This window comes from Pseudomonas fluorescens, assembly GCF_902497775.2.
Lineage (GTDB): Bacteria > Pseudomonadota > Gammaproteobacteria > Pseudomonadales > Pseudomonadaceae > Aquipseudomonas > Aquipseudomonas putida_F.
Map to the genome: position 1 here is coordinate 706,080 of NZ_OZ024668.1, position 22,652 is coordinate 728,731.

At 60.7% G+C, this 22,652-nt stretch carries 24 protein-coding genes; 8 read left to right on the plus strand and 16 right to left on the minus strand.

Annotated features, from left to right (window positions below; genetic code table 11):
- Positions 1-182: 182 nt before the first annotated feature.
- The 4 genes from glpD to F8N82_RS03355 form a co-directional block, all read right to left on the minus strand.
- Complete coding sequence (gene glpD / locus F8N82_RS03340) at positions 183-1,721, minus strand: glycerol-3-phosphate dehydrogenase (RefSeq protein WP_038999098.1); 1,539 nt, start codon at positions 1,719-1,721, stop codon at positions 183-185.
- A 183-nt stretch (positions 1,722-1,904) separates the two neighbouring features.
- Entirely contained in the window at positions 1,905-2,660 is a 756-nt protein-coding gene (locus tag F8N82_RS03345) for a DeoR/GlpR family transcriptional regulator (protein ID WP_010221027.1), read from the minus strand.
- 126 nt (positions 2,661-2,786) lie between these two features.
- The gene (gene glpK, locus F8N82_RS03350) at positions 2,787-4,286 is read right to left on the minus strand and encodes a glycerol kinase GlpK (RefSeq protein ID WP_038999099.1); all 1,500 of its coding nucleotides are present in this window, start codon (positions 4,284-4,286) and stop codon (positions 2,787-2,789) included.
- 67 nt (positions 4,287-4,353) lie between these two features.
- On the minus strand, positions 4,354-5,205 hold the full coding sequence (locus tag F8N82_RS03355) for an MIP/aquaporin family protein (RefSeq protein WP_038999100.1): 852 nt from the start codon (positions 5,203-5,205) through the stop codon (positions 4,354-4,356).
- A 283-nt stretch (positions 5,206-5,488) separates the two neighbouring features.
- Between F8N82_RS03355 and ybaK the strand changes: the two genes are divergently transcribed.
- Together ybaK and F8N82_RS03365 are read left to right on the plus strand one after the other, a co-directional pair.
- Positions 5,489-5,959 (plus strand): Cys-tRNA(Pro) deacylase, encoded by a 471-nt coding sequence (gene ybaK / locus F8N82_RS03360; RefSeq protein WP_038999102.1) that lies wholly within the window; start codon positions 5,489-5,491, stop codon positions 5,957-5,959.
- 93 nt (positions 5,960-6,052) lie between these two features.
- Positions 6,053-6,832 (plus strand): PhzF family phenazine biosynthesis protein, encoded by a 780-nt coding sequence (locus F8N82_RS03365; RefSeq protein ID WP_038999104.1) that lies wholly within the window; start codon positions 6,053-6,055, stop codon positions 6,830-6,832.
- Between the two features lie 102 nt (positions 6,833-6,934).
- Here the strand turns inward: F8N82_RS03365 and F8N82_RS03370 are convergent, their stop codons facing one another.
- Both F8N82_RS03370 and argF read right to left on the minus strand, forming a co-directional pair.
- Positions 6,935-8,044: an ABC transporter ATP-binding protein gene (locus F8N82_RS03370; protein ID WP_038999105.1), complete on the minus strand. Its 1,110-nt coding sequence runs from the start codon at positions 8,042-8,044 to the stop codon at positions 6,935-6,937.
- A complete protein-coding gene (gene argF / locus F8N82_RS03375; RefSeq protein WP_038999106.1) occupies positions 8,041-8,961 on the minus strand; it encodes an ornithine carbamoyltransferase in 921 nt (306 codons plus the stop codon). The genes F8N82_RS03370 and argF overlap by 4 nt, the downstream gene beginning before the upstream one ends.
- Before the next feature lie 378 nt (positions 8,962-9,339).
- Between argF and F8N82_RS03380 the strand changes: the two genes are divergently transcribed.
- Positions 9,340-11,448: a molybdopterin oxidoreductase family protein gene (locus tag F8N82_RS03380; RefSeq protein WP_038999108.1), complete on the plus strand. Its 2,109-nt coding sequence runs from the start codon at positions 9,340-9,342 to the stop codon at positions 11,446-11,448.
- Positions 11,449-11,540: 92 nt separating this feature from the next.
- The gene (gene grxD, locus F8N82_RS03385; RefSeq protein WP_038999109.1) at positions 11,541-11,876 is read left to right on the plus strand and encodes a Grx4 family monothiol glutaredoxin; all 336 of its coding nucleotides are present in this window, start codon (positions 11,541-11,543) and stop codon (positions 11,874-11,876) included.
- Positions 11,877-11,948: 72 nt separating this feature from the next.
- Here the strand turns inward: grxD and bfr are convergent, their stop codons facing one another.
- On the minus strand, positions 11,949-12,419 hold the full coding sequence (gene bfr, locus F8N82_RS03390) for a bacterioferritin (protein ID WP_010221036.1): 471 nt from the start codon (positions 12,417-12,419) through the stop codon (positions 11,949-11,951).
- 198 nt (positions 12,420-12,617) lie between these two features.
- Entirely contained in the window at positions 12,618-12,836 is a 219-nt protein-coding gene (locus tag F8N82_RS03395) for a bacterioferritin-associated ferredoxin (protein WP_010221037.1), read from the minus strand.
- A 234-nt stretch (positions 12,837-13,070) separates the two neighbouring features.
- Between F8N82_RS03395 and F8N82_RS03400 the strand changes: the two genes are divergently transcribed.
- On the plus strand, positions 13,071-13,673 hold the full coding sequence (locus F8N82_RS03400; protein WP_010221038.1) for a peroxiredoxin: 603 nt from the start codon (positions 13,071-13,073) through the stop codon (positions 13,671-13,673).
- A 60-nt stretch (positions 13,674-13,733) separates the two neighbouring features.
- Here F8N82_RS03400 and rnt read toward each other — a convergent pair whose 3' ends face one another.
- Positions 13,734-14,345 carry a ribonuclease T gene (rnt, locus tag F8N82_RS03405; RefSeq protein WP_267954172.1) on the minus strand — a complete coding sequence of 204 codons (612 nt, stop codon included), beginning with the start codon at positions 14,343-14,345 and terminating at the stop codon, positions 13,734-13,736.
- A gap of 56 nt (positions 14,346-14,401) precedes the next feature.
- Entirely contained in the window at positions 14,402-15,445 is a 1,044-nt protein-coding gene (pyrC, locus tag F8N82_RS03410; RefSeq protein WP_038999113.1) for a dihydroorotase, read from the minus strand.
- Positions 15,446-15,575: 130 nt separating this feature from the next.
- On the opposite strand from pyrC, the gene F8N82_RS03415 reads away from it, so the two are divergent.
- Together F8N82_RS03415 and F8N82_RS03420 are read left to right on the plus strand one after the other, a co-directional pair.
- The gene (locus tag F8N82_RS03415; protein ID WP_038999114.1) at positions 15,576-16,529 is read left to right on the plus strand and encodes a flagellar protein MotY; all 954 of its coding nucleotides are present in this window, start codon (positions 15,576-15,578) and stop codon (positions 16,527-16,529) included.
- Between the two features lie 129 nt (positions 16,530-16,658).
- Positions 16,659-17,876 carry an argininosuccinate synthase gene (locus tag F8N82_RS03420; RefSeq protein ID WP_038999115.1) on the plus strand — a complete coding sequence of 406 codons (1,218 nt, stop codon included), beginning with the start codon at positions 16,659-16,661 and terminating at the stop codon, positions 17,874-17,876.
- Positions 17,877-17,944: 68 nt separating this feature from the next.
- On the opposite strand, the gene F8N82_RS03425 is transcribed toward F8N82_RS03420, so the two are convergent.
- A complete protein-coding gene (locus tag F8N82_RS03425) occupies positions 17,945-18,472 on the minus strand; it encodes a hypothetical protein (protein WP_224793710.1) in 528 nt (175 codons plus the stop codon).
- A 453-nt stretch (positions 18,473-18,925) separates the two neighbouring features.
- Here F8N82_RS03425 and F8N82_RS03430 point away from each other — a divergent pair, with 453 nt between their 5' ends.
- Positions 18,926-19,552, plus strand: a complete 627-nt coding sequence (locus F8N82_RS03430; protein WP_038999116.1) for a response regulator transcription factor — start codon at positions 18,926-18,928, stop codon at positions 19,550-19,552.
- Between the two features lie 62 nt (positions 19,553-19,614).
- On the opposite strand, the gene F8N82_RS03435 is transcribed toward F8N82_RS03430, so the two are convergent.
- The 5 genes from F8N82_RS03435 to F8N82_RS03455 form a co-directional block, all read right to left on the minus strand.
- Complete coding sequence (locus tag F8N82_RS03435; RefSeq protein WP_038999118.1) at positions 19,615-19,791, minus strand: PA3496 family putative envelope integrity protein; 177 nt, start codon at positions 19,789-19,791, stop codon at positions 19,615-19,617.
- Positions 19,792-19,896: 105 nt separating this feature from the next.
- The gene (nth, locus tag F8N82_RS03440) at positions 19,897-20,535 is read right to left on the minus strand and encodes an endonuclease III (protein ID WP_038999119.1); all 639 of its coding nucleotides are present in this window, start codon (positions 20,533-20,535) and stop codon (positions 19,897-19,899) included.
- A 4-nt stretch (positions 20,536-20,539) separates the two neighbouring features.
- Entirely contained in the window at positions 20,540-21,064 is a 525-nt protein-coding gene (locus F8N82_RS03445) for an Rnf-Nqr domain containing protein (protein WP_038999121.1), read from the minus strand.
- Positions 21,057-21,674, minus strand: coding sequence for an RnfABCDGE type electron transport complex subunit G (locus tag F8N82_RS03450; RefSeq protein WP_038999122.1), 618 nt, complete (start codon positions 21,672-21,674; stop codon positions 21,057-21,059). Before F8N82_RS03450 ends, F8N82_RS03445 begins: the two co-directional genes overlap by 8 nt.
- Positions 21,671-22,651, minus strand: a complete 981-nt coding sequence (locus tag F8N82_RS03455) for an RnfABCDGE type electron transport complex subunit D (protein WP_038999123.1) — start codon at positions 22,649-22,651, stop codon at positions 21,671-21,673. The genes F8N82_RS03450 and F8N82_RS03455 overlap by 4 nt, the downstream gene beginning before the upstream one ends.
- Position 22,652 lies beyond the last annotated feature (1 nt).

The window sequence follows — 22,652 nt, forward strand, 5'->3', positions numbered from 1 at the left end:
AACGCCATGAAAAACCGGGGGATTAATTTTTTTTGACGATGTGCGGAAGGTAGGGTTCGTCCGGGTGGCCGAATGAGGCGGGGCTTTTCGTTCGGAAAACCGACTAATTGCGCTCGTCGTGGGGCAAGCCCACTCCTACCCTATTTGTAGGAGCGGGCCTGCCCCGCGATGCTTGTCGGCTACTAGGCAGCCTGCACGCGTGTGCGGTTCAGTTCCAGGCGTTGAAGGTACTCCTGCAATGCCTGTTGCTCAGCTGGGGTGGTGAACAGGCCCAGCTTGCTGCGGCGCCAGAGGATATCGTCGGCATTCACCGCCCATTCCTCGCTGCACAGGTAGTCCACTTCACGGGTGAACAAGCCGCCACCAATGGCTTCGCCCAGGTCTTCCGGGCCCTGTACGCCTTCCAGCAGGCGCCAGACGCGGCTGCCGTAGGTGCGTGCCCAACGCTTGGCGATTTCGGCCGGCAACCAGCCACAGCGGGCCAGGAGGGCATCGACCAGCGCCTGTGGGGTACTCATGTCTTCACCGCCCGGCAGTGGCGCGGTGGCAGTCCAGCTGCCGCGCATCTGGGTGAAGAACGGCGCCAGTTCCGCCATGGCCGACTCGGCCAGTTTGCGGTAGGTAGTCAGTTTGCCGCCGAACACCGACAGCAGCGGCGCTTCGCCGGTGCTGGCCGACAGTGCCAGGGTGTAATCGCGGGTGACGGCCGACGGGTTGTCCGATTCGTCGTTGCACAGCGGGCGAACACCGGAGTAGGTGTGGAGGATATCGGCACGGCTGAGCTGGTGATTGAAATGCTCGTTGACCACTTTGAGCAGGTAATCGGTCTCGCCCTCGGTGATTGCCACTTTGGCCGGGTCGCCGGTGTATTCGCGGTCGGTGGTGCCGATCAGGGTAAAGCGTTCCAGGTACGGAATGGCGAAGACGATGCGTTGGTCTTCGTTCTGCAGGATGTAGGCATGTTCGCCGTCATACAGCTTCGGCACGATCAGGTGGCTGCCCTGAATCAGGCGGATACCGTACGGTGCGTCGAGTTTGAGATCGTCCTGGATGAACTTGGCTACCCATGGGCCTGCCGCATTGACCAGGGCGCGGGCCTGGATCGACTGTTGGCTGCCGTCGGCGTTTTCCAGCTGCACGTTCCACACCCCATCGACCCGGCAGGCGCTGATGCAGCGCGTGCGGGTACGAATATCGGCGCCTTTTTCACGGGCGGCCATGGCGTTGAGCACCACCAGGCGGGCGTCGTCCACGGCGCAGTCGGCGTATTCGAAACCGCGGGTGATCGCAGGCTTGAGCGGGTTGCCCGGGCCGAAACGCAGGCTGTTGGAGGCGCCGAGCTGCTTGCGCTTGCCCAGGTGATCGTAAAGGAACAGGCCGGCGCGGATCATCCAGGCCGGGCGCAGGTGCGGGCGATGCGGCAGCACGAAGCGCATAGGCTTGACGATATGTGGCGCCTTGGCCAGCAGCACTTCGCGCTCAGCCAGGGCTTCGCGCACCAAGCGGAATTCGTAATGTTCGAGGTAGCGCAGGCCACCGTGGATCAGCTTGCTGCTGGCCGAGGAGGTGTGGCTGGCCAGGTCGTCCTTTTCGCAAAGGAACACTGAAAGACCGCGTCCGGCTGCATCGGCGGCAATCCCCACACCGTTGATGCCGCCGCCGATTACGGCGAGGTCATAGATTTCGGCAAGGGCGGGCGATGGCAAGCTGGATTGGGACACGGGTGGCCTCCTGAAGGTCTTTCCGACATCGAATCTGAACATTAATGTTCACTTTCGAAAATACTAGCGCAACAAAATGCCGCTCGCCAGTCACTTCCCGTAGAAAATACTGATCAGATGACAAATAAATGAAAAATAACGAACATTCGAGCTGCCACCGTTGCGATGGCAGCTTGCGCCGGCTCAGACCACTTCGAGGCGAATCTTGTACTGATTGAGCAACTGGGTGAGGGCCGGTACCGGCGCCTGGTCGGTCACCAGGCAGTCGATCAGGCTGATCGAGCCCAGGCGCACCATGGCGTTACGGCCGAACTTGCTCGAGTCGGCGGCCAGGATCACCTGGCGGGCATTGGCGATGATCGCCTGGGATACCCGTACTTCCTGGTAGTCGAAATCCAGCAGGCTGCCGTCTTCATCGATACCACTGATGCCGACCAGGGCGAAGTCGACCTTGAACTGGTTGATGAAGTCGACACTGGCCTGACCCACCACGCCGCCGTCACGGCGCACATTGCCGCCGGCCAGCAGCACTTCGAAATCATCCTTGGCACTGAGGATCGACGCCACGTGCAGGTTGTTGGTGATGATTTTCAGGTGGTTATGGTTGAGCAGGGCGCGGGCAATGGATTCGGTAGTGGTGCCGATGTTGATGAACAGCGAGGCGTGGTCGGGAATCTGCGCGGCAATCGCCTCGGCAATACGCTGCTTTTCATCGCGCATCTGGTCGGCGCGCATGGCGTAGGCGGTGTTTTCGATACTGGAGTCGTAGGCCGCGCCACCGTGGTAGCGGCGTAGCAGGTTGACCTCCGCCAGCTGGTTGATATCACGGCGGATGGTTTGCGGAGTGACGACGAACAACTGCGCCATTTCTTCGATACTGACATAGCCGCGTTCGCGAACCAGTTCGAGGATTTGTTGTTGGCGAGGGGGCAGATTCATGGGCGGTCCTTTGGGGCAGCCGGGCAAATTGCGCCATGAAAACAGCTCAAGCTACAAGCTGCAAGCCACAAGATGATTCGCGTCTTACGCACTTGCAGCTTGCGGCTTACAGCTTGCTTCTACTGCTTACTCTTCGTGCGGTTCCCAATCGCGGGTGCGATCCACTGCCTTCAGCCAGCCGGCGTACAGCTTCTCTTTTTGCACTTCGTCCAGCTGCGGGGTGAACTCGCGCTCGATGATTGCCTTGCCGCGCAGTTCATCCAGGCTGCTCCAGAAGCCGCAGGCCAGGCCCGCCAGGTAGGCGGCGCCGAGGGCGGTGGTTTCGCGCATCTGTGGGCGCTCGACGCAGGTGCCAAGGATATCGGCCTGGAACTGCATGAGGAAGTTGTTGGCAACCGCGCCACCATCGACTCGCAGCTCGCTCAGGCGCTGGCCGCAGTCCTGCTGCATGGCGTCGAGTACGTCACGGGTCTGGTAGGCGATCGACTCCAGCGCGGCGCGGATGATGTGATCGACCTTGACCCCACGGGTCAGGCCGAACAGCGCGCCACGGGCGTACGGGTCCCAGTACGGGGCGCCGAGGCCGGTGAAGGCCGGTACCAGGTACACGCCGTTGCTGTCCTTGACCTTGCAGGCGAAGTACTCGGTGTCGTGGGCGTCATTGACGATCTTCAACTCGTCACGCAGCCACTGCACGGTGGAACCGCCGTTGAACACCGCGCCTTCCAGGGCGTAGGCCACTTCGCCGCGCGGGCCGCAGGCGATGGTGGTGAGCAGGCCGTGGGAGGATTTGACTGCCTTGTCGCCGGTGTTCATCAGCAGGAAGCAGCCGGTGCCATAGGTGTTCTTGGCCTGGCCGGGCTCCACGCACATCTGGCCGAACAGCGCGGCCTGCTGGTCGCCAGCGATGCCGGCAATGGCGATGCCGCTCTTGGTGCGACCGTAGACTTCGGAGGAGCTGCGCACCTCGGGAAGCATCTGCCGAGGGATGTTCAGCACCTTGAGCATCTTCTCGTCCCACTGCAAGGTGTGGATATTGAAGAGCATGGTGCGCGAGGCGTTGGTGTAGTCGGTGACGTGCACCTTGGCGCCGGAGAATTTCCAGATCAGCCAGCTGTCGACGGTACCGAACAGCAGATCGCCACGCTCTGCACGTTCGCGGGCGCCTTCGACGTTGTCGAGGATCCACTTGAGCTTGGTGCCGGAGAAGTACGGGTCGGTGACAAGGCCCGTGGTTTCGCGAATGTATTCCTGCAGGCCGTCCCGCTTGAGCTGCTCGCAGATTTCGGTGCTGCGTCGGCATTGCCAGACGATGGCGTTGTACACCGGACGGCCGGTTTCCTTGTCCCAGACCACGGTGGTTTCACGCTGGTTGGTGATACCGATGGCGGCGACCTGATCGTGGCTCAGGCCGGCCTGGGCCAGCGCTTCGACCATGGTCGCGCTCTGGGTGGCGAAGATTTCCATCGGGTCGTGCTCGACCCAGCCGGCTTGTGGGTAATGCTGTGCGAATTCGCGCTGCGAAGTGCCAACCACGTTGGCATCACGGTCGAAAATGATGGCCCGCGAACTGGTCGTGCCCTGGTCCAGGGCAATGATGTAGTTCTTGTTCTGGGTGTCTGTCATGTCGTTGGCCTTGCACTAAATAGGGTGGAGATCAGGGCGGGGCGAGCCGGGCTCGCCACTGCAGGCATCAGGATGCCTGGGGCTTGCCCTGAGGGTTGGCGTCGGTCTGGGCGCTTTCGCTCTCGGCAACCGGCAGGTTGCGGGCGATCACACCGCGGTACAGGGCGGCCCCAAGGCTCGCTCCTATGATCGGCGCAAAAATCGGAATCAGGAAATAGGGAATATCACGACCGCCGGTAAAGGCAACTTCGCCCCAGCCAGCGAGGAAAGTCATCAGCTTGGGCCCGAAGTCCCGCGCCGGGTTCATCGCAAAGCCGGTCAGTGGCCCCATGGCGCTACCGATCACGGCAATCAGCAGGCCGATCAGCAGGGGCGCCATGGCGCCGCGCGGCAAGCCGTTGTTGTCATCGGTCAGGGCCATGATCACCGCCATCAGCACGGCGGTGATGATCACTTCGACCAGGAAAGCCTGACCGGTGGACAGCGCCGGGTGCGGATAGGTGGAGAACACCGAGGCCAGCTCCAGGCTGGCCTGGCTGCCGCGGATCATTTCGTGGGCTTGTTCGAAATCGAAGAACAGGTTGCTGTACAGCGTGTAAACCAACGCCGCGCCACAGAAGGCGCCGGCGATCTGGGCAACGATGTAGAACGCCAGTTTGTGCTTCTCGAAACCGGCGAACAGGCACAGGGCGATGCTCACAGCCGGGTTCAGGTGCGCGCCGGAAACCCCGGCGGTCAGGTAGATCGCCATGCTCACGCCAACGCCCCAGATGATGCTGATTTCCCACAGGCCAAAGCTGGCACCCGCCACCTTGAGCGCAGCGACGCAACCGGTGCCGAAAAAGATCAGCAGCGCGGTGCCGAGAAATTCGGCCATGCACTGGCTTGATAGTGTTGGTTGTCGCAGAGCAGTCGTCATTCGTTACCTCGGTTCTTGTTGTTGTGAGGCGCAGTGAGCGCTCGACAAAAACCCGACAGAAATCCCCATTTCGGTCGGGCGGCGGCAGAAAATGCACCTTATCGGGGCATGGCTATATTCAGAATCGAAAAAATATAGACAAGAAACGCTTATGTCAAAGGTCGAAAGTGAACCACCATTCACAATCTGACTATTGGTGACGGTGATGGGCGTTGGTTGAACTTGGGGTTTTGCCCTAAAGTAACCCGCGAAATGGCATTCACCCTTCTGCTTGGAGTCCTGCATGACCCCCGCCCTGGATCTGCTGAAAAAGGTTCGCGCCGAACACCACATCCACAGTTATGAACATGATCCCAAGGCTGCGTCCTACGGCCTGGAAGCGGCGGAGAAGCTCAGCCTTGAGCCTGCGCGGGTGTTCAAGACCTTGCTGGCCAGCAGCGAAAAGGGCGAGTTGCTCGTGGCGGTAGTGCCGGTGGTCGGTAGTCTGGATCTGAAGGGCCTGGCCCATGCTGCCGGGGTTAAGAAGTGCGAAATGGCCGATCCGGCGGCGGCTCAGCGCTCAACCGGGTACCTGCTGGGCGGGATCAGCCCGCTAGGGCAGAAAAAACGCCTGCGCACCTTCATTGATGAAACTGCCCAATCCTTTGAAACAATTTTCGTCAGCGCTGGCCGCCGGGGCCTGGAAGTCGAGCTGGCCGCTGCGGTGCTGGCCGAGCATACCCAGGGCAAATTCGCCGTCATTGGCCGTGTCTGACATCTGTATGCTGAAAATAGCTTGATTCTGTCTCTGTCGGCCTTTGCCGCCTGGCGGGCATGCTCTGTGCCCTGCCACTGAGAGATGCGCCCCATGCAGCTTGAATTCCACCAGGTCGATGCCTTCAGCGACCGTCCCTTTGCCGGCAACCCGGCCATGGTCTATCGCCTGGACAGCTGGCTCACCGATGAGCTGATGCAGCAGATCGCCGCCGAGCACAACCTCGCCGAGACCGCCTTCGTCGTCCCCCATGTCGAAGGCTGGCAGATCCGCTGGTTCACCCCGAGCACCGAAGTGCCGCTGTGTGGTCACGCGACCCTGGCCAGCGCTCATGTGCTGCTGGAGGTCTATAAAGTGCCGGGTGAGCGGCTGCTGTTCCAAAGCAAATCCGGCCCGCTGAGCGTAAGCCGTGAGGGCGAGCGCTTGCAGCTGGATTTCCCGCGGGTCGAGCCGCAACCCTTGCATGAAGCGCTGCCGGTGGCCGAGGCCCTGGGCTGCCCGGTGCTGGAGGTGTGGAAAACCAGCGAGCTGCTGGTGCGGGTTGAATCCGAGCAGGTATTGCGTGCCTGTACGCCGGACATGGCGGCGCTGGCGCAGCTACCAGGGCTGGGGGTGATCGTCACCGCGCCGGGTATCGAGCACGATTTTGTGTCGCGCTACTTTGCGCCGGGTATCGGCATCCCTGAAGACCCGGTGACAGGCTCCACCCACTGCAGCCTGATCCCGTATTGGGCGCAGCGCCTGGGCAAGAGCGAGCTACGCGCATTCCAGTGTTCGAGTCGTGGCGGGGAGCTGTTCTGCCGGCTGGAGGGCGAGCGGGTGAAGATTGCCGGGCATGCCAGGCTTGTCGCCAGTGGGGTTTTGATGATTTAGAAGCATCGCGGGTCAAGTCGAGTCGCCGCACCGCCGCTCCTGCAGAGGTCAATGTAGGAGCGGCGGTGCGGCGACTCGACTTGACCCGCGATTGACCTTACCTCATACCGCCGAGCTGTACCGGCGAACGCCGTTCTCCGGCACCGGCAGTTGCGCCGCCACACTGCCAGGCACCGCAAACACCACCAGGTGATCCGCTGCTACTTCAATCCCCACTTCGCTACCGACCTGATGGTCATTGTGGCTCGGGAAGATCGCTTCGAGCTGGCTGCCGGTCGGCAGTTGCAGGCGATACAGGGTCGAGGCACCGAGGAAGCTCTTGCCGACGATCAGTGCTTTTAGCTCGCTGTGCGGCGCATGGATGATGTCGTCCGGACGCAGCAGCACATCCACGGCGCTGCCGGGCGTCAGGGTGTAGGCACGGTTGCCGCGCAGCTCACCGAGCTCGGTGCGTACCGATTCCGGGGTGGTCAGTTGGCCACGAATGAAATAGCCCTGGCCGATGAAGCTGGCCACAAACGGCGTCAGCGGCTCGTGGTAGAGGTTGTAGGGGGTATCCCACTGCTCCAGGCGACCTTCCTTGAACACGCCGACATGATCACTGACGGCGAAGGCTTCTTCCTGGTCGTGGGTCACCAGAATCGCACTGGTGCCCCGGCTTTTGAGGATATCGCGCACTTCATGGCTCAGGCGCCGGCGCAGCTCGACGTCGAGGTTGGAGAACGGTTCATCGAGCAGCAGCAGTTGCGGTTCGGGTGCCAGCGCGCGAGCCAGGGCCACACGTTGCTGCTGGCCACCGGAAAGCTCGTGAGGGTAGCGTTTGCCCAGGCCGCCGAGCTTGACCAGCTCGAGCATCTCTTCGACCACCTGGCGCTGTTGCGGGTGCTTGCCGATACCGAAGGCGATGTTCTCGGCCACGGTCAGGTGTGGGAACAGCGCGTAGTCCTGGAACACCATGCCGATCCGGCGTTTCTCCGGGGCCAGGGTGAAGCCGGCCTTGGAGATGACTTCGCCGCCCAGCTGGATCTCGCCTTCGTGCACCGGTTCGAAACCGGCGATGGCGCGCAGGGTGGTGGTCTTGCCGCAGCCTGAGGAGCCCAGCAGGCAACCGATGTCGCCGGCGTTCAGGTGCAGGTTGAGGTTCTGGACGATGCGCTGCTCGCCATAGCCACAGGCGAGCTCGCGCAGGTTAAGCAGTAAAGGTTGACTCATGCGTGGTGATAGGCCGGTTCAACAAGAAATTCGAGAAGCGCCTTCTGTGCATGCAAGCGGTTTTCGGCCTGGTCCCAGGCGACCGAACGGGGGTCGTCGAGCAGGTCCAGGCTGATTTCCTCGCCGCGATGAGCGGGCAGGCAGTGCATGAACAGGGCATCGGGTGCTGCCAGGTCGAGCAGTTCGCGGGTTACCTGGTAAGGCGCGAACAAGGCCAGACGCCGTGCAGTTTCCTCTTCCTGACCCATGGAAGTCCAGACATCGGTGCTCACCAGGTGGGCACCCTGCACCGCATCCTTGGGTTCACGGAAGATCTGCACGCGGTCACCGGCCTGGGCCAGGAACTGCGCATTGGGCTCGAATTCGGCCGGGCAGGCGATGCGCAGCTGGAAGTCGAACTGGATGGCCGCTTCTATATAGCTGTTGCACATGTTGTTGCCGTCGCCGATCCAGGCCACGGTCTTGCCCTGGATGGCGCCGCGGTGCTCGAGGAAGGTCTGCATGTCAGCCAGCAGCTGGCATGGGTGCAGGTCGTCGGACAGGCCGTTGATTACCGGCACCCGCGAATTGGCGGCGAATTCGGTCAGGGTGCTGTGGGCAAAGGTGCGGATCATCACCGCATCGAGCATGCGCGACATGACGATGGCGCAGTCGCCGATCGGCTCGCCACGGCCCAGCTGGGTGTCCCGTGGCGAGAGGAAGATGGCCTGGCCGCCGAGCTGGATCATGCCGGCTTCGAACGACAGGCGGGTGCGGGTCGAGGACTTTTCGAAGATCATCCCCAGTACGCGGTTTTTCAGCGGTTCGAACAGTACGCCGCGGTTACGCAGGTCCTTCAGCTCGATACCTCGACGGATCACACTGAGCAGTTCTTCGGGTGTGAAATCCATCAGGGAGAGAAAGTGCCTAGCGCTCATTTTTGACTACCTTTTTGCAACAGACCGCAGATCAGCCATACCGGTTTTTCAAAACAACGGAAGTGACCTGCGGCGAAAGCCGCACGGGGCGACGAATTAGGAGAAGACGCAATACTATAATTAAATGTCGCGTCATACCAAGAGGGGGTTTCGTCGCCGATGTTTCAGGCAGTGTCGTAACCCATTGGACAGAAGCTTTTTTTATACGTTACGCAAGGGTTTTACACTGCCTGCCAGCGCCTTGGCAAACCCGGTCAGCGGGTCTGGGCTGAATCGCTGCGCCTGATGCCCGAAGATTCACGCGACAAACCTCACTGGTAGCCCGGCCGGCTCAGGCTCATAGTCAGTCGATCCCAGACACCCGAGCAAGAGGTGGCCATGAACAAGACCCAGCATCACCGTGCCTGTCATCTATGTGAAGCCATCTGCGGCTTGACCCTGGAAATCACCCACGAGCCCGACGCCGCCCCGCGCATCACCTCGATCAAGGGCGACCCCCTGGACAGCTTCAGCCGCGGCCATATCTGCCCCAAGGCGGTGGCCTTGCAGGATATCCAGAGCGACCCGGATCGCCTGCGTGCGCCGCACAAGCGCGTCGGCGACAGCTGGCAGGCGATCAGTTGGGAAGAGGCCTTCGAACTGGCCGCGCACAAGCTCTGGGCTGTGCAGCAGGCTCACGGGCAGAACGCCGTGGCCGTCTACCAGGGCAACCCGAGCGTGCACAACTACGGGCTGATGACCCACAGCAACTACTTCCTCGGCCTGCTCAAGACCCGTAACCGTTTCTCCGCCACTTCGGTAGACCAGCTGCCGCATCACCTGACCAGCTACCTGATGTACGGTCATGGCCTGCTGCTGCCGATCCCGGACATCGACAACACCGAGTTCATGCTGATCCTGGGTGGCAACCCGCTGGCCTCCAACGGCAGCATCATGACCGTGCCGGACGTCGAGAAGCGCCTCAAGGCGATCCAGGCCCGTGGCGGCAAACTGGTGGTGGTCGATCCGCGCCGCAGCGAGACCGCAGCCATGGCCGACCAGCATGTGTTCATCCGTCCTGGCGGGGATGCGGCGCTGCTGTGCGGCCTGCTCAACACCTTGTTTGCCGAAGGCCTGACCCGCCAATCGGCACTGCCGGTCGACGGACTGGACGCGGTGCAAGCGGCAATCGCACCCTTGAGCGCCGAGGCCATGGGCCCGCTGTGCGGCGTCGACGCCCAGGTGATTCGCCAGCTGGCCCGGGATTTCGCCGCCGCCGACAAGGCGGTCTGTTACGGGCGCATGGGCGTCTCGACCCAGGCCTTCGGCACCTTGTGCCATTGGCTGGTGCAATTGATCAATCTGGTCAGCGGCAACCTCGACCGCGTCGGTGGCGCGCTGTGTACCGAGCCTGCGCTGGATCTGGTGGCGAGTACTTCAGGCGGGCATTTCAATGTCTGGCAGAGCCGGGTCTCCGGGCTGCCCGAGTACGGCGGCGAACTGCCGGTGGCGGCCCTGGCCGAAGAGATGCTGGTGGAAGGGGAGGGGCAGGTTCGCGCGCTGGTGACGGTCGCCGGTAACCCGGTGCTGTCCACGCCCAACGGTCGGCAACTGGAGCGGGCCCTGGACGGCCTTGAGTTCATGCTCAGCATCGACCTGTACATCAACGAGACCACCCGTTACGCCGACCTGATCCTGCCGTCCACGTCGGCACTGGAGAACGATCACTACGACACCACCTTCAACCTGTTCGCAGTACGCAATGTCAGTCGCTTCAACCGGGCCATCCTGCCCAAACCCGAAGGCGCCTTGCATGACTGGGAAATTTTCGTCGGCCTGGCCAAGGCCTTTGCCGCCCTCAGCGACAAGCCGTTGAAGCCAACCTTGGCGCCCGCGCAGATGATCGATATCGGCCTGCGCCAGGGTCGCTACGGCGACGCCTCGGCGTTCAAACTGTCGCTTGAGACCCTCGACCAGCATCCCCATGGCATCGACTTGGGGCCGCTGCAGCCCAACCTTGCTGCGCGCCTGAAAACCGCCAACCAACGGATTCAAGCCGCACCGCAGGAGATCCTCGGTGACCTGCAGCGTTTTGCCGGGCAGTCGCCGCTGGCGGCGGATCAACTGCTGCTGATCGGGCGTCGCCATGTGCGCAGCAACAACTCCTGGATGCACAACTACCATCGCCTGGTGAAAGGCAAACCCCGGCATCAATTGCTGATGCATCCGGACGATCTGGCCGGGCGCCATTTGCAGGACGGCCAGCGCGTGCGGGTCAGCTCACGGGTCGGCGAAATCGAGGTCGAGGTGCAGGCCAGCAGCGACATGATGCCGGGGGTGGTCAGCCTGCCCCATGGTTTCGGCCATGCCCGTGCCGGGGTGCGCATGGAGATCGCCCAGGGCCAGCCCGGCGCCAGCGCCAACGACCTCACCGATGAGCGTCAGCTGGATGCGGTGTCGGGCAATGCGGCGCTCAACGGCGTGCCGGTGCAGGTCGTTGCGGCCTGATATCGGCAAGGCCGAGCGTCCAGCTCGGCTTTCCGATACAATGCGTCACCGTGCCGACAACCAGGTCGGAAAGTTCAGCCGCGAGGTGCTTCATGGATATCATCGAAACAATCAAAGAGCAGATTGCCAACAACACCATTCTGCTTTACATGAAAGGCTCGCCGAATGCCCCGCAGTGCGGTTTTTCGGCCAAGGCGGCGCAAGCCGTGATGGGTTGCGGCGAGAAATTCGCTTACGTGGATATCCTGCAGAATCCGGAAATCCGCGCCAACCTGCCAAAGTACGCCAACTGGCCGACCTTCCCACAACTGTGGGTTGGCGGTGAGCTGGTTGGCGGTTCCGACATCATGGCTGAGATGTTCGCCAACGGCGAACTGCAGACCCTGATCAAGGATGCTGCAGCCAAGGCTGAGGCAGCCAAGGCCTGATTCCCAGGTTTGGTCAAAAAAAAGCCCCGCAATGCGGGGCTTTTTTGTACCTGTAGGGCAGGGGGGGCGAACTTACTCGCCCATCTGCGACTGCAGGTAGTTCTCCAGGGTGATCTTGTCGATCAGGCTCAGCTGGGTTTCCAGCCAGTCGATGTGCTCTTCCTCGGCTTCGAGGATGTCTTCGAGCAGCTCACGGCTGCCGAAATCGCCAACGGTCTCGCAGTGAGCAATGGCGGCCTTGAGGTCGACCAGGCCTTTTTGCTCGATCTTCAGGTCGCACTCGAGCATTTCCTTGGTGTGTTCACCGATCAGCAACTTGCCCAGGTCCTGGACGTTGGGGATGCCTTCGAGGAACAGAATGCGCTTGATCAGTTTGTCAGCGTGTTTCATCTCTTCGATGGATTCTTTGTACTCGTGCTTGCCGAGCTTCTCCAGACCCCAGTCCTCGTACATGCGTGCATGCAGGAAGTATTGGTTGATTGCGACCAGCTCGTTTCCGAGGATCTTGTTGAGATGCTGGATGACGCTAACGTCGCCTTTCATGATGGGGTCCTGCCCTATAAGTGTGTCTATAAAGGCAAGTCTGAGCCTCGCAACTTCTACTGTCAAACCTAAGTTATTGAATAATAAATGAAAATTAATCGGAATAAGAATGTTTGTGTTCCGCGTTAATCCCCTAACTACTTGAATTACAGGCATAAAAAAACCGGACACTGGGTCCGGTTCTTGGAATTCGCTGAATTATGCTGCAGTAAATTCTACAGGATAGGGCAGGGCAGCCTGGCTGACCTGAAGCTCGGTGAGGGTTTCACGCACTACCTGTTTGGCCAGGCAGGCACATTTGCCACACTGGCTTGCCACGTTGGTGGCGCTTCTGACTTCCTTGTAGCTGCAGCATCCTTCATAGATCGCATCGCGGATCTGTCCGTCGGTCACACCAACACAAAGACACACATACATAGGGCTGACCATCGCTGGTTAAGGCTCAATGCGAAGAAGCTTAATGTTAATGAGAATGCTTGTCAAAACTCTTTCTGCAACGGCCGGGCTAGAGCGACCGGCGGCAGTTTGTCGAGCATTCGGACTGAAACTCGGCGAGCAGCGTCGGGCGGTGTATGATGGTCGGCCATTTCGATGCCGGGCCGCTGCATGCTGGCCTGCGCAGGATGATTCCACCCCATCAGGAGATATCGCATGAGCGTACTCGTTGGCAAAAATGCCCCGGACTTCACCGTTCCAGCTGTTCTGGGCAACGGCGAAATCGTCGACAGCTTCAACCTGGCTTCGGCCATCAAAGGTAAGTATGGCCTGGTGTTCTTCTACCCGCTGGACTTCACCTTCGTCTGCCCGTCCGAGCTGATCGCTCTGGACCACCGCATGGCTGAATTCAAGGCGCGCAACGTTGAAGTGATCGCCGTGTCGATCGACTCGCACTTCACCCACAACGCCTGGCGCAACACCCCGATCAATGCCGGCGGCATCGGTCAGGTCCAGTACATCATGGCTGCTGACATGAAGCACGACATCGCCAAGGCCTACGACGTAGAGTCCGAAGGCGGCGTGGCTTTCCGTGGCGCCTTCCTGATCGACGACAAGGGCGTTGTCCGCTCGCAGATCGTCAACGACCTGCCACTGGGCCGTAACATGGACGAGCTGCTGCGTCTGGTTGACGCCCTGCAATTCCACGAAGAGCACGGCGAAGTCTGCCCTGCCAACTGGAAAAAAGGCGACAAGGGCATGACCGCTTCGCCAGAAGGCGTTGCTGCTTACCTGAGCGAGAACGCTGGCAAGCTGTAATGTAACAGGCATAAAAAAACCGGCCTTGATGGCCGGTTTTTTTATGCGCGCGGTATGGCTTCAGTCGTTGAAGTCCTGCCAGCCGCCCATTTCTTTCCAGCGGTTGACGATGCCGCAGAACAGCTCGGCAGTCTTCTCGGTGTCGTAACGCGCCGAGTGCGCCTCACGGCCATCGAAGTCGATGTCGGCGCTCTGGCAGGCCCGCGCCAGAACGGTCTGGCCATAGGCAAGGCCGGCCAGGGTGGCGGTGTCGAAGCTGGAGAACGGATGAAACGGGTTGCGTTTCATGTCGTGGCGGGCCACGGCGGCATTGAGGAAGCCCAGGTCGAAGCTGCTGTTATGGCCGACCAGGATCGCCCGTTTGCAGCCATTGGCCTTGAGCGCCTTGCGCACGCCACGGAAGATGTCGGTCAGGGCTGACTCTTCGCTGACGGCCATGCGCAGCGGGTGGTCGAGCTTGATCCCGGTGAATTCCAGGGCGGCCTGCTCGATGTTGGCGCCTTCGAACGGCTCGACGCGGAAGAAATAGGTGTGTTCCGGGAACAGGAAGCCTTTTTCGTCCATGCCGATGGTGACTGCGGCGATCTCCAGCAGGGCGTCGGTAGCGCTGTTGAAACCGCCTGTTTCAACGTCGACCACTACCGGCAGGTAACCGCGAAAGCGTTCAGCCATTGGATGGCGCGGACCGCCGCCATGACCTTCCTGGTCGTCTTCGTACTGATCTTCGCTCACGCGGTTTCCTCCAGGCGCCAGCGCAGTTGTTCACCGGCGCGCAGCGGGATAACGGTCTGCTCGCCAAACGGCAAGCTGCTTGGGGCGGTCCAGCTGTCGCGGACCAGGGTAATGGTATCGGTGTTGCGCGGCAGGCCGTAGAAGTCCGGGCCGTGCTTGCTGGCAAAGCCCTCGAGCTTGTCCAGCGCGTTACGCTGCTCGAATGCCTCGGCGTACAGCTCGATCGCGGCATAGGCGGTGTAGCAGCCGGCACAGCCACAGGCGGCTTCCTTGGCGTGCTGGGCATGGGGCGCCGAGTCGGTACCGAGGAAGAACTTGCTGCTGCCACTGGTGGCAGCGTCCAGCAAGGCCACCTGGTGGGTGTTGCGCTTGAGGATCGGCAGGCAATAGAAGTGCGGACGAATACCGCCCACCAGCATGTGGTTGCGGTTGTACAGCAGGTGCTGGGCGGTGATGGTCGCGCCAACGTTGGCCGGGGCCTCGTTGACGAACTGCACGGCGTCGCTGGTGGTGATGTGTTCGAACACGACCTTGAGGGTCGGGAAGCGCTCGACCACGCGGCGCAGGTGCTCGTCGATGAACAGCTTCTCGCGGTCGAACACGTCGATCTCGCTGCGCGTCACTTCACCGTGCACCAGCAGCGGCATGCCGACCTCGGCCATGGCTTCGAGCACCGGGAAGATCTTGTCGACACTGGTCACGCCGGAATCGGAGTTGGTCGTCGCGCCGGCCGGGTAGAGCTTGGCGGCATGGACAAAACCGGTGGCCTTGGCTGCGCGGATTTCCTCAGGCTGGGTGAGGTCGGTGAGGTACAGCACCATCAGCGGCTCGAAACGGCTGCCGGCAGGGCGTGCGGCCAGGATGCGCTCGCGGTAGGCACCGGCTTGGGCGGCGTTGCGCACCGGTGGTACCAGGTTGGGCATGATGATTGCGCGGGCAAAGGTGCGCGCAACGTCGCCGACGGTATGCGGCAATACAGCGCCATCACGAAGATGGATGTGCCAGTCGTCGGGACGCAGGAGGGTCAGGCGGTCGGACATTGGGGATTCCAGGCGGGTCGAACTCAAGGTGAATGCTACCGGAAAAGCCGGTTGCGAGCACTCGCTATCAAGTTTTGCCGCGCTTGACCGATAGCGTGCAGGTATACCGTGAAAATCTGTGGAGCCGCCCGTGCGCCAGCGTTATCTAGCCCTGCTCAGTGTGTTTGCCAGCATGCCCGCCATGGCACTCACCTTCCAGACCCGTCTGGAGAACATCGAGTGGAAGGTTGAAGGCGATCAGTTCGAATGTCGGCTGGTTCAACCCATTGCCGATTTCGGCAGCGGCGAATTCGTTCGTCGCGCCGGCGAGCAGCCGACTTTCCAGCTGCGCTCAAGCAGCAATGTACTGGGTGCCGGTTCCGCCACCTTGCTGGCGGCGGCTGCGCCGTGGCAGCCCGGGCGTGGCGACATCAACCTCGGTGCGGTGCGCATGGCCCGCAGCGGCGTACTCTTTACCAGCACCCAGGGCCAGGCCAGCCGCCTGATCAACGGTTTGCTCGATGGCCGCAGCACCGTGGTGCGCAACTATGCCGGTGAAGCCGGGCGGACCATGGAAGTGCGGGTGTTGCCGGTCAAATTCAACAAGGCCTACGGCGACTACCAGGCCTGTGCGGCAAAACTCTTGCCGATGAACTATGACCAGGTGCGTCAGGCCCGGGTCGGCTTTCCAGGCGGTGGCATTGACCTGGATGCCGATGCCCGGGCGAGGCTGGACGTGATCCTCGACTTTCTCAAGGCCGATCCGAGCGTCAACCATATCGAGCTCGATGGCCACTCCGACAACAGCGGCAACCGCCTGACCAACCGCGACCTGTCGCGGCGCCGGGCGCTGGCGGTGATGGAGTACCTCAAGGCCCACGGCATTGGCGAAGAGCAGATCACCGTGCGCTTCCACGGCGAGCGTTATCCACTGGCGCGCAACAACAGCGCAGCCAATCGCGCGCGCAACCGCCGGGTGAACATTCAGCTCGATCGGGTCACGCCTGTTGAAAAGCCGGCCGAAAAGCCCGCAGAACCTGCAGCCAAACCGCCGGTCGCACCTGCTGGTGCAGCCGACTCCGGGAAGCCCGCTACCAAGTCCTGAGGTGCGACCGTCCGTCGCGCTCTCGACAGTTCCTGTCGCTTTGTCGTCACAAGCTGTCGCCCCACTGTAAATTTTGTCGCAAGGCCGGTAGAATCGACGGCTTTCCGTACAACCCCGTGGAGTGATGGCATGGCGGACGTAAAAAAGGTCGTACTGGCGTATTCCGGCGGCCTTGATACTTCGGTGATTCTCAAGTGGCTGCAGGATACCTACAACTGTGAAGTGGTGACCTTCACCGCTGACCTGGGACAGGGCGAAGAGGTCGAACCGGCCCGCGCCAAGGCTCAGGCCATGGGCGTCAAGGAAATCTACATCGATGACCTGCGCGAAGAGTTCGTACGCGACTTCGTGTTCCCGATGTTCCGTGCCAACACCGTCTACGAAGGCGAGTACCTGCTGGGTACTTCCATCGCTCGTCCGCTGATCGCCAAGCGCCTGATCGAAATCGCCAACGAAACCGGCGCCGATGCCATTTCCCATGGCGCCACCGGCAAAGGCAACGACCAGGTCCGTTTCGAGCTGGGCGCCTACGCGCTCAAGCCAGGCGTCAAGGTCATTGCGCCATGGCGTGAATGGGACCTGCTGTCCCGTGAAAAGCTGATGGATTACGCCGAGAAGCACGGTATTCCGATCGAGCGCCACGGCAAGAAAAAGTCGCCGTACTCGATGGACGCCAACCTGCTGCACATCTCCTATGAAGGCGGCGTGCTGGAGGATACCTGGACCGAGCACGAAGAAGACATGTGGCGCTGGACCAAGTCGCCAGAAACCGCCCCGGACGTTCCAACCTACCTGGAACTGACCTACCGCAACGGCGACATCGTTGCCCTGGACGGCGTTGAAATGTCGCCGGCCACCGTACTGGCCACCCTCAACCGCATTGGCGGCGAGAACGGCATCGGTCGCCTGGACATCGTTGAAAACCGCTACGTCGGCATGAAGTCCCGCGGCTGCTACGAAACCCCTGGCGGTACCATCATGCTGCGCGCCCACCGGGCGATCGAGTCGATCACCCTGGACCGCGAAGTCGCTCACCTGAAAGATGAGCTGATGGTCAAGTACGCCAGCCTGATCTACACCGGCTACTGGTGGAGCCCGGAGCGTCTGATGCTGCAACAGATGATCGACGCTTCGCAGGTCAACGTGAACGGCGTCGTGCGCCTGAAGCTGTACAAGGGCAACGTCATCGTCACTGGCCGCAAGTCCGACGATTCGCTGTTCGACGCCAACATTGCCACCTTCGAAGAGGACGGCGGCGCGTACAACCAGGCGGATGCAGCGGGCTTCATCAAGCTCAATGCCCTGCGCATGCGTATTGCAGCCAACAAGGGCCGCAAGCTGGTCTGATGCTTGTTGTTCGAAGAAACCCCGGCTTGCCGGGGTTTTTTTTGCCTGTCGATTGGCAGCAGGTAGCGTTAGGCCTTGTTCATCGATTGCCTCGTCAGGGTGATTTGCGCGCCCGTGTCGAGGTTGCTCAAGATCCACTTGTTGCAAGGCAAGCGCGTGGGCTTAATTGCTTGTAGTGCGAAGTATTCTATTAATTGGCTTGCAGCAGGACCGCGAAATTCAATGGTCACCGTGCTCAACTCCGAAATATCTGGAAGCACATGTAAGGCATTAACCCTTTCAACAGGCGTGTTTGGCGAACACGTGTCGGCGACGTCGCTGGGAGGGGATTCAATCTGAAGTGCTATCGGCGCAGGCGCAGGCAGGTCGACTGCAGATGAGTCGCTGATTTCGGGAGAATAAAGGGATTTGTAATTGAAGTTCAAAGTCAGAAAAAACAATACCGTGAGGAAGAATGGGAACCCCACCAGAAACCACGTGTAAATACCCTGGCTGTCCTCCCCGAGAAACGGCAGAGAGGCTAGCGCCGACGCTTCGATGATGCCAGCAAAGATCGCAATGATCGTCAGCGGGCTTTTCGGCTCGATTTTACTCATGCAGTTACCCTTGCGCTCAGCGACGCCGGTTCTATATTGCTGCAGGTTTAGCATGCCTGTCTGGGGGGCAGGCAGCGTGGCGCATTTCTCCGGTTGGTAAAGTATCCCGTGAAGCATGTAAGACAGTTTTACATTGCAGGATGTTAGTGTTTTTATCAAACAGCGCTATAGGACTTTTCCTTCATATATTAAGGCCGGGTTTCATAGGCGGTTTCTTTTTCTAGTGCTACCTTTGTTCAAGACGCATTTAACTGGCTTGAGATGTCGGTCGGGGATGACTTTTCTAGAGTTAATGGCTCGCCTGGTTTGTAGGAAAATTCCCTGAAGCTTGTAGGTGGTGTCCTTGTGTGCATCTGGTTGTTAGCAGCGCAATACGATATGTCGTATAACTAGGCTATTGTGCGAACTCAAAATAGAACAGCGAACAAATGGATTTCCATGAATACTTTGCCCATGAATAAAGTCCTGATCGTGGATGATCATCCGGTCATTCGCCTGGCTGTACGTATATTGATGGAGCGGCATGGTTACGAAGTCATTGCCGAAACCGATAACGGTGTGGACGCATTGCAGCTCGCGCGCGAGCATGGTCCCGATATCGTCATTCTGGACATCGGCATTCCCAAGCTTGACGGCCTTGAAGTGATGGCCAGGCTGACCGCCAACAATGCCTGTATCAAGGTGCTGGTGCTGACCACCCAGGCACCAGGGCATTTTTCCATGCGCTGCATGCAGACGGGTGCAGCGGGCTACGTCTGTAAACAGCAGAATCCCACCGAATTGCTCAGTGCCATAAAAGCGGTGCTGTGCGGCTACAGCTATTTCCCCAATCAGGCATTGCATTCCGTGCGCTCGAACCTTGGCGGCTCGAGCGAGGCGGACATGGTCGAGCGTCTGTCGGGTCGGGAGATGATGGTTCTGCAGCAGCTTGCCCGGGGAAAGACCAACAAGGAAATCGCCGACGGCATGTTCCTCAGCAACAAGACGGTCAGCACTTACAAAACTCGTCTGTTGCTCAAGCTCAATGCTCGCTCGCTGGTCGACCTGATCGAACTGGCCCAGCGCAACGGCCTGGTTTGAAATGCCCAGAAACAACAAAGCCTCCAGCTAGGAGGCTTTTGTGCTTCATCGGTATCGATCCTTTAGAGATCGAAGTCGTAGTCAGCCAGCTGTTTCTGCAGGCGACGCTCTTCCAGCAGGTTATCGATGGTGCGGCGTTTGCTCAGGTTGGTTTTCGCCACTTCAACCTGAGGTTCCTCATCTACCGGGTCGATGTCGTCTACTACATCTACATCCAGGTCTTCTTTATCGGTGCTCATAAGTCACTCCAAGCCAAGAGGGCCATTGGCGCACCTTATAGCGAGAAATTTTGACCGGGTAAAAAAGATTTTTTCAATCGGCTGAGCCGTGTTTTCACTATCCGCTCAATCGTCCGAGGTTTTCTGCTTGTACTCGCACAAATCTTCGATCCGGCAACTTCCGCAACGGGGTTTGCGCGCCTGGCATACATAGCGCCCATGCAGGATCAGCCAGTGGTGGGCATCGAGCAGATAAGCCTTGGGCACAAACTTCATCAAGGCCTTTTCGACCTCCAGAACGGTCTTGCCCGGCGCGATCCCGGTGCGGTTGCTGACCCGGAAGATATGCGTGTCGACGGCCATGGCCATTTGCCGGAAGGCAGTGTTAAGCACCACGTTGGCGGTCTTGCGGCCAACCCCGGGCAGGGCTTCCAGCGCCTCGCGGGTTTCCGGTACCTGGCTGCCATGCTGTTCGACCAGCAAGCGGCAGGTTTCGATGACGTTTTTTGCCTTGCTGTTGTACAGGCCGATGGTCTTGATGTACGCCGACAGACCTTCAACGCCCAGCGCGTAGATCGCTTCCGGGGTATTGGCGACCGGGTACAGTTTGGCCGTGGCCTTGTTCACACTGACGTCGGTAGCCTGGGCCGAGAGGATGACTGCAATCAACAGTTCGAAAGGGTTGGTGTAGGCCAGCTCGGTTTTCGGCTCGGGGTTGTCTTCATGCAGCCTGCGAAAGATTTCCAGGCGTTTGGCGGCATTCATGGGGTCAAAGCTTTCCTTGACGACGTGAAGGGGCTCGCCGTTGGCAAACCCGGTTATACAGGGCCAGTATCAGGCCCAGGAGAATCAGGGCGCCGGGCGACAAGCTGGCCAGACGCAGGTTGGCTGACTCGCCCAGCAACTGGCGCGTTAGCCCCATGGCAATGCACAGCGAGGCAAATACTGCCAGTGTGGTTGCAGCGCTACGCCAGCGGGCATCGTGACCCAGGGCTAACTCGAATACCAGGCATTGTACGGCGATCAACGCCGGATAGGGGCTCAGGGTCAACGCCAGCGGCAAAGCCCAGGCGCGCAGGCCCAGCTCCAGGCAGGTGACCAGCAAGGCTGCCAGCAGCACGCTGGCGAACAGGCTGTAGCTGGTGTTCAGCAGCTTGCGCAGCGGTGTCATGCACAGCCGGTGCAGGCCGATGATCAGCACGCTCAGCAGCGCAATGGCACTGGCCTGCAGCAATGTCTGGGTGGCTCCCAGCAGGGGCGCCAGGCTTACGGCCGCGAGCCATTGCCTATTCATCGTTGCCTCCAGTGAGCAGCTGTTGGCGATGCTCGTCGAAATAGCGCAGGGCATCGTGAGTCGCCTGAATGACTGCGCGGGAGGTGACGCTGGCGCCGGCCAGTTGATCGAACTGGCCGCTGTCACGTTTGAGCGCCCAGGCCGCATCCGGCATGGTTTGCCGGATGCTGCCGACAAAACCTTGCAGCCAGGTATTGCCGGGCTCAACCAGCTGGCCGCCCAGGCCTGGGGTTTCTTGTTGCTGCAACACCTTGACGCCGATCAGGCGACCACCCCCATCAATGGCAATCAGCAGGTCCAGCCGGCCGCCATAGCCCTGGGTCTGGCTATGCAGTACAACGGCGTGGGGTTGGCCCTTGAGGGTCGCCAGAAAGCCTGCGAGCAGGCGACTGTGATCAAGGGCGGCGGCGCCCAGGTGCAGGGGCTGCTGAAGCGGTTGGTTGTCGTAGCTCTGTGCTGGCAGCACGCTCAGCCAGCGCTGGGCCTTGAGCTGTTGCTCGGCGGCAGTGATGCGCGGGGCAGTGAACTGCTGCCAGAGTACTGTGGCGCCGATGGCCAGCACGGCAAGGGTCAGTAATAGCAGCGTGGAGCGTAGCGCTGAAGTATTCATGGCGTCTGCCCACGTTCAGCCCAGCGCTCCAGCGCGGGGACGCAGAGATTCATCAGCAGTACCGCGAATGCGGCGCCGTCCGGATAGCTGCCCCAGGTCCGAATCAGATAGATGAGCAAGCCCGCGCCGACGCCAAACAGCAACTTGGCTTTGGGGCTTTTCGGCCCTGATACCGGCTCGGTGACGATGAAGAACGCCGCCAGCATGGTCGAGCCGGACAGCAGATGCAGCAGTGGCGAGCCATTGGAGTCCGAGCCCGAGCCGTTCCAGCACAGCAGGCTGACCACGAACAGGCTGGCCAGCAGGCCGACCGGGGCGTGCCAGCTGATGACCTTGCGTTGTAACAGCAGCAAGCCGCCGAGCAGAAAGGCCAGGTTGACCGCTTCGCTGCCGCGGCCGCCAACGTGCCCAAAGCCCGGGTGGCTGGCGAACAGCTCATCGATGGTCAGGCTGCGGTTGTTGCGCAGGCCGTCCAGTACCGTCGCTTGCGCCCAGGCATCGGGCCGGTTGCCCAGATCAAGCCCGAACACCTGTTGCAGCGTGTCTGCCAGGCCCAGCACCTGGGTCACCGGCCACTGGGTCATATGCTGCGCGAATGTCAGCAACACCAGTGCATAGCCAACCATCGCGGGGTTGAACAGGTTCTTGCCGACCCCGCCGTAAAGTTGTTTGCCCAAGGCAATGGCGCTGCTGGCAGCAATCATTGGCAGCCACCAGGGGGCGTAGGCGGGCAGTGCTGCGGTCAGCAGAACGGCAGTGACCAATGCGCTGCCGTCGTTGAGTGCCGGCAAGCTCGGTCTTTGTTGCAGTTTCAGCAGCACAGCTTCGGTTGCCAGCGCCGCACTGGCGCACAGCAGCAAGTTCAGCAGCAGCCCCCAGCCATGCAGCCAAAGCAGGGTCAGCAACCCGGGCGCACAGGCCAGCAGCACCAGGGCCATGGTGCTGCGCAGGCGCTCACTGTTATCAGCCACGGCCATC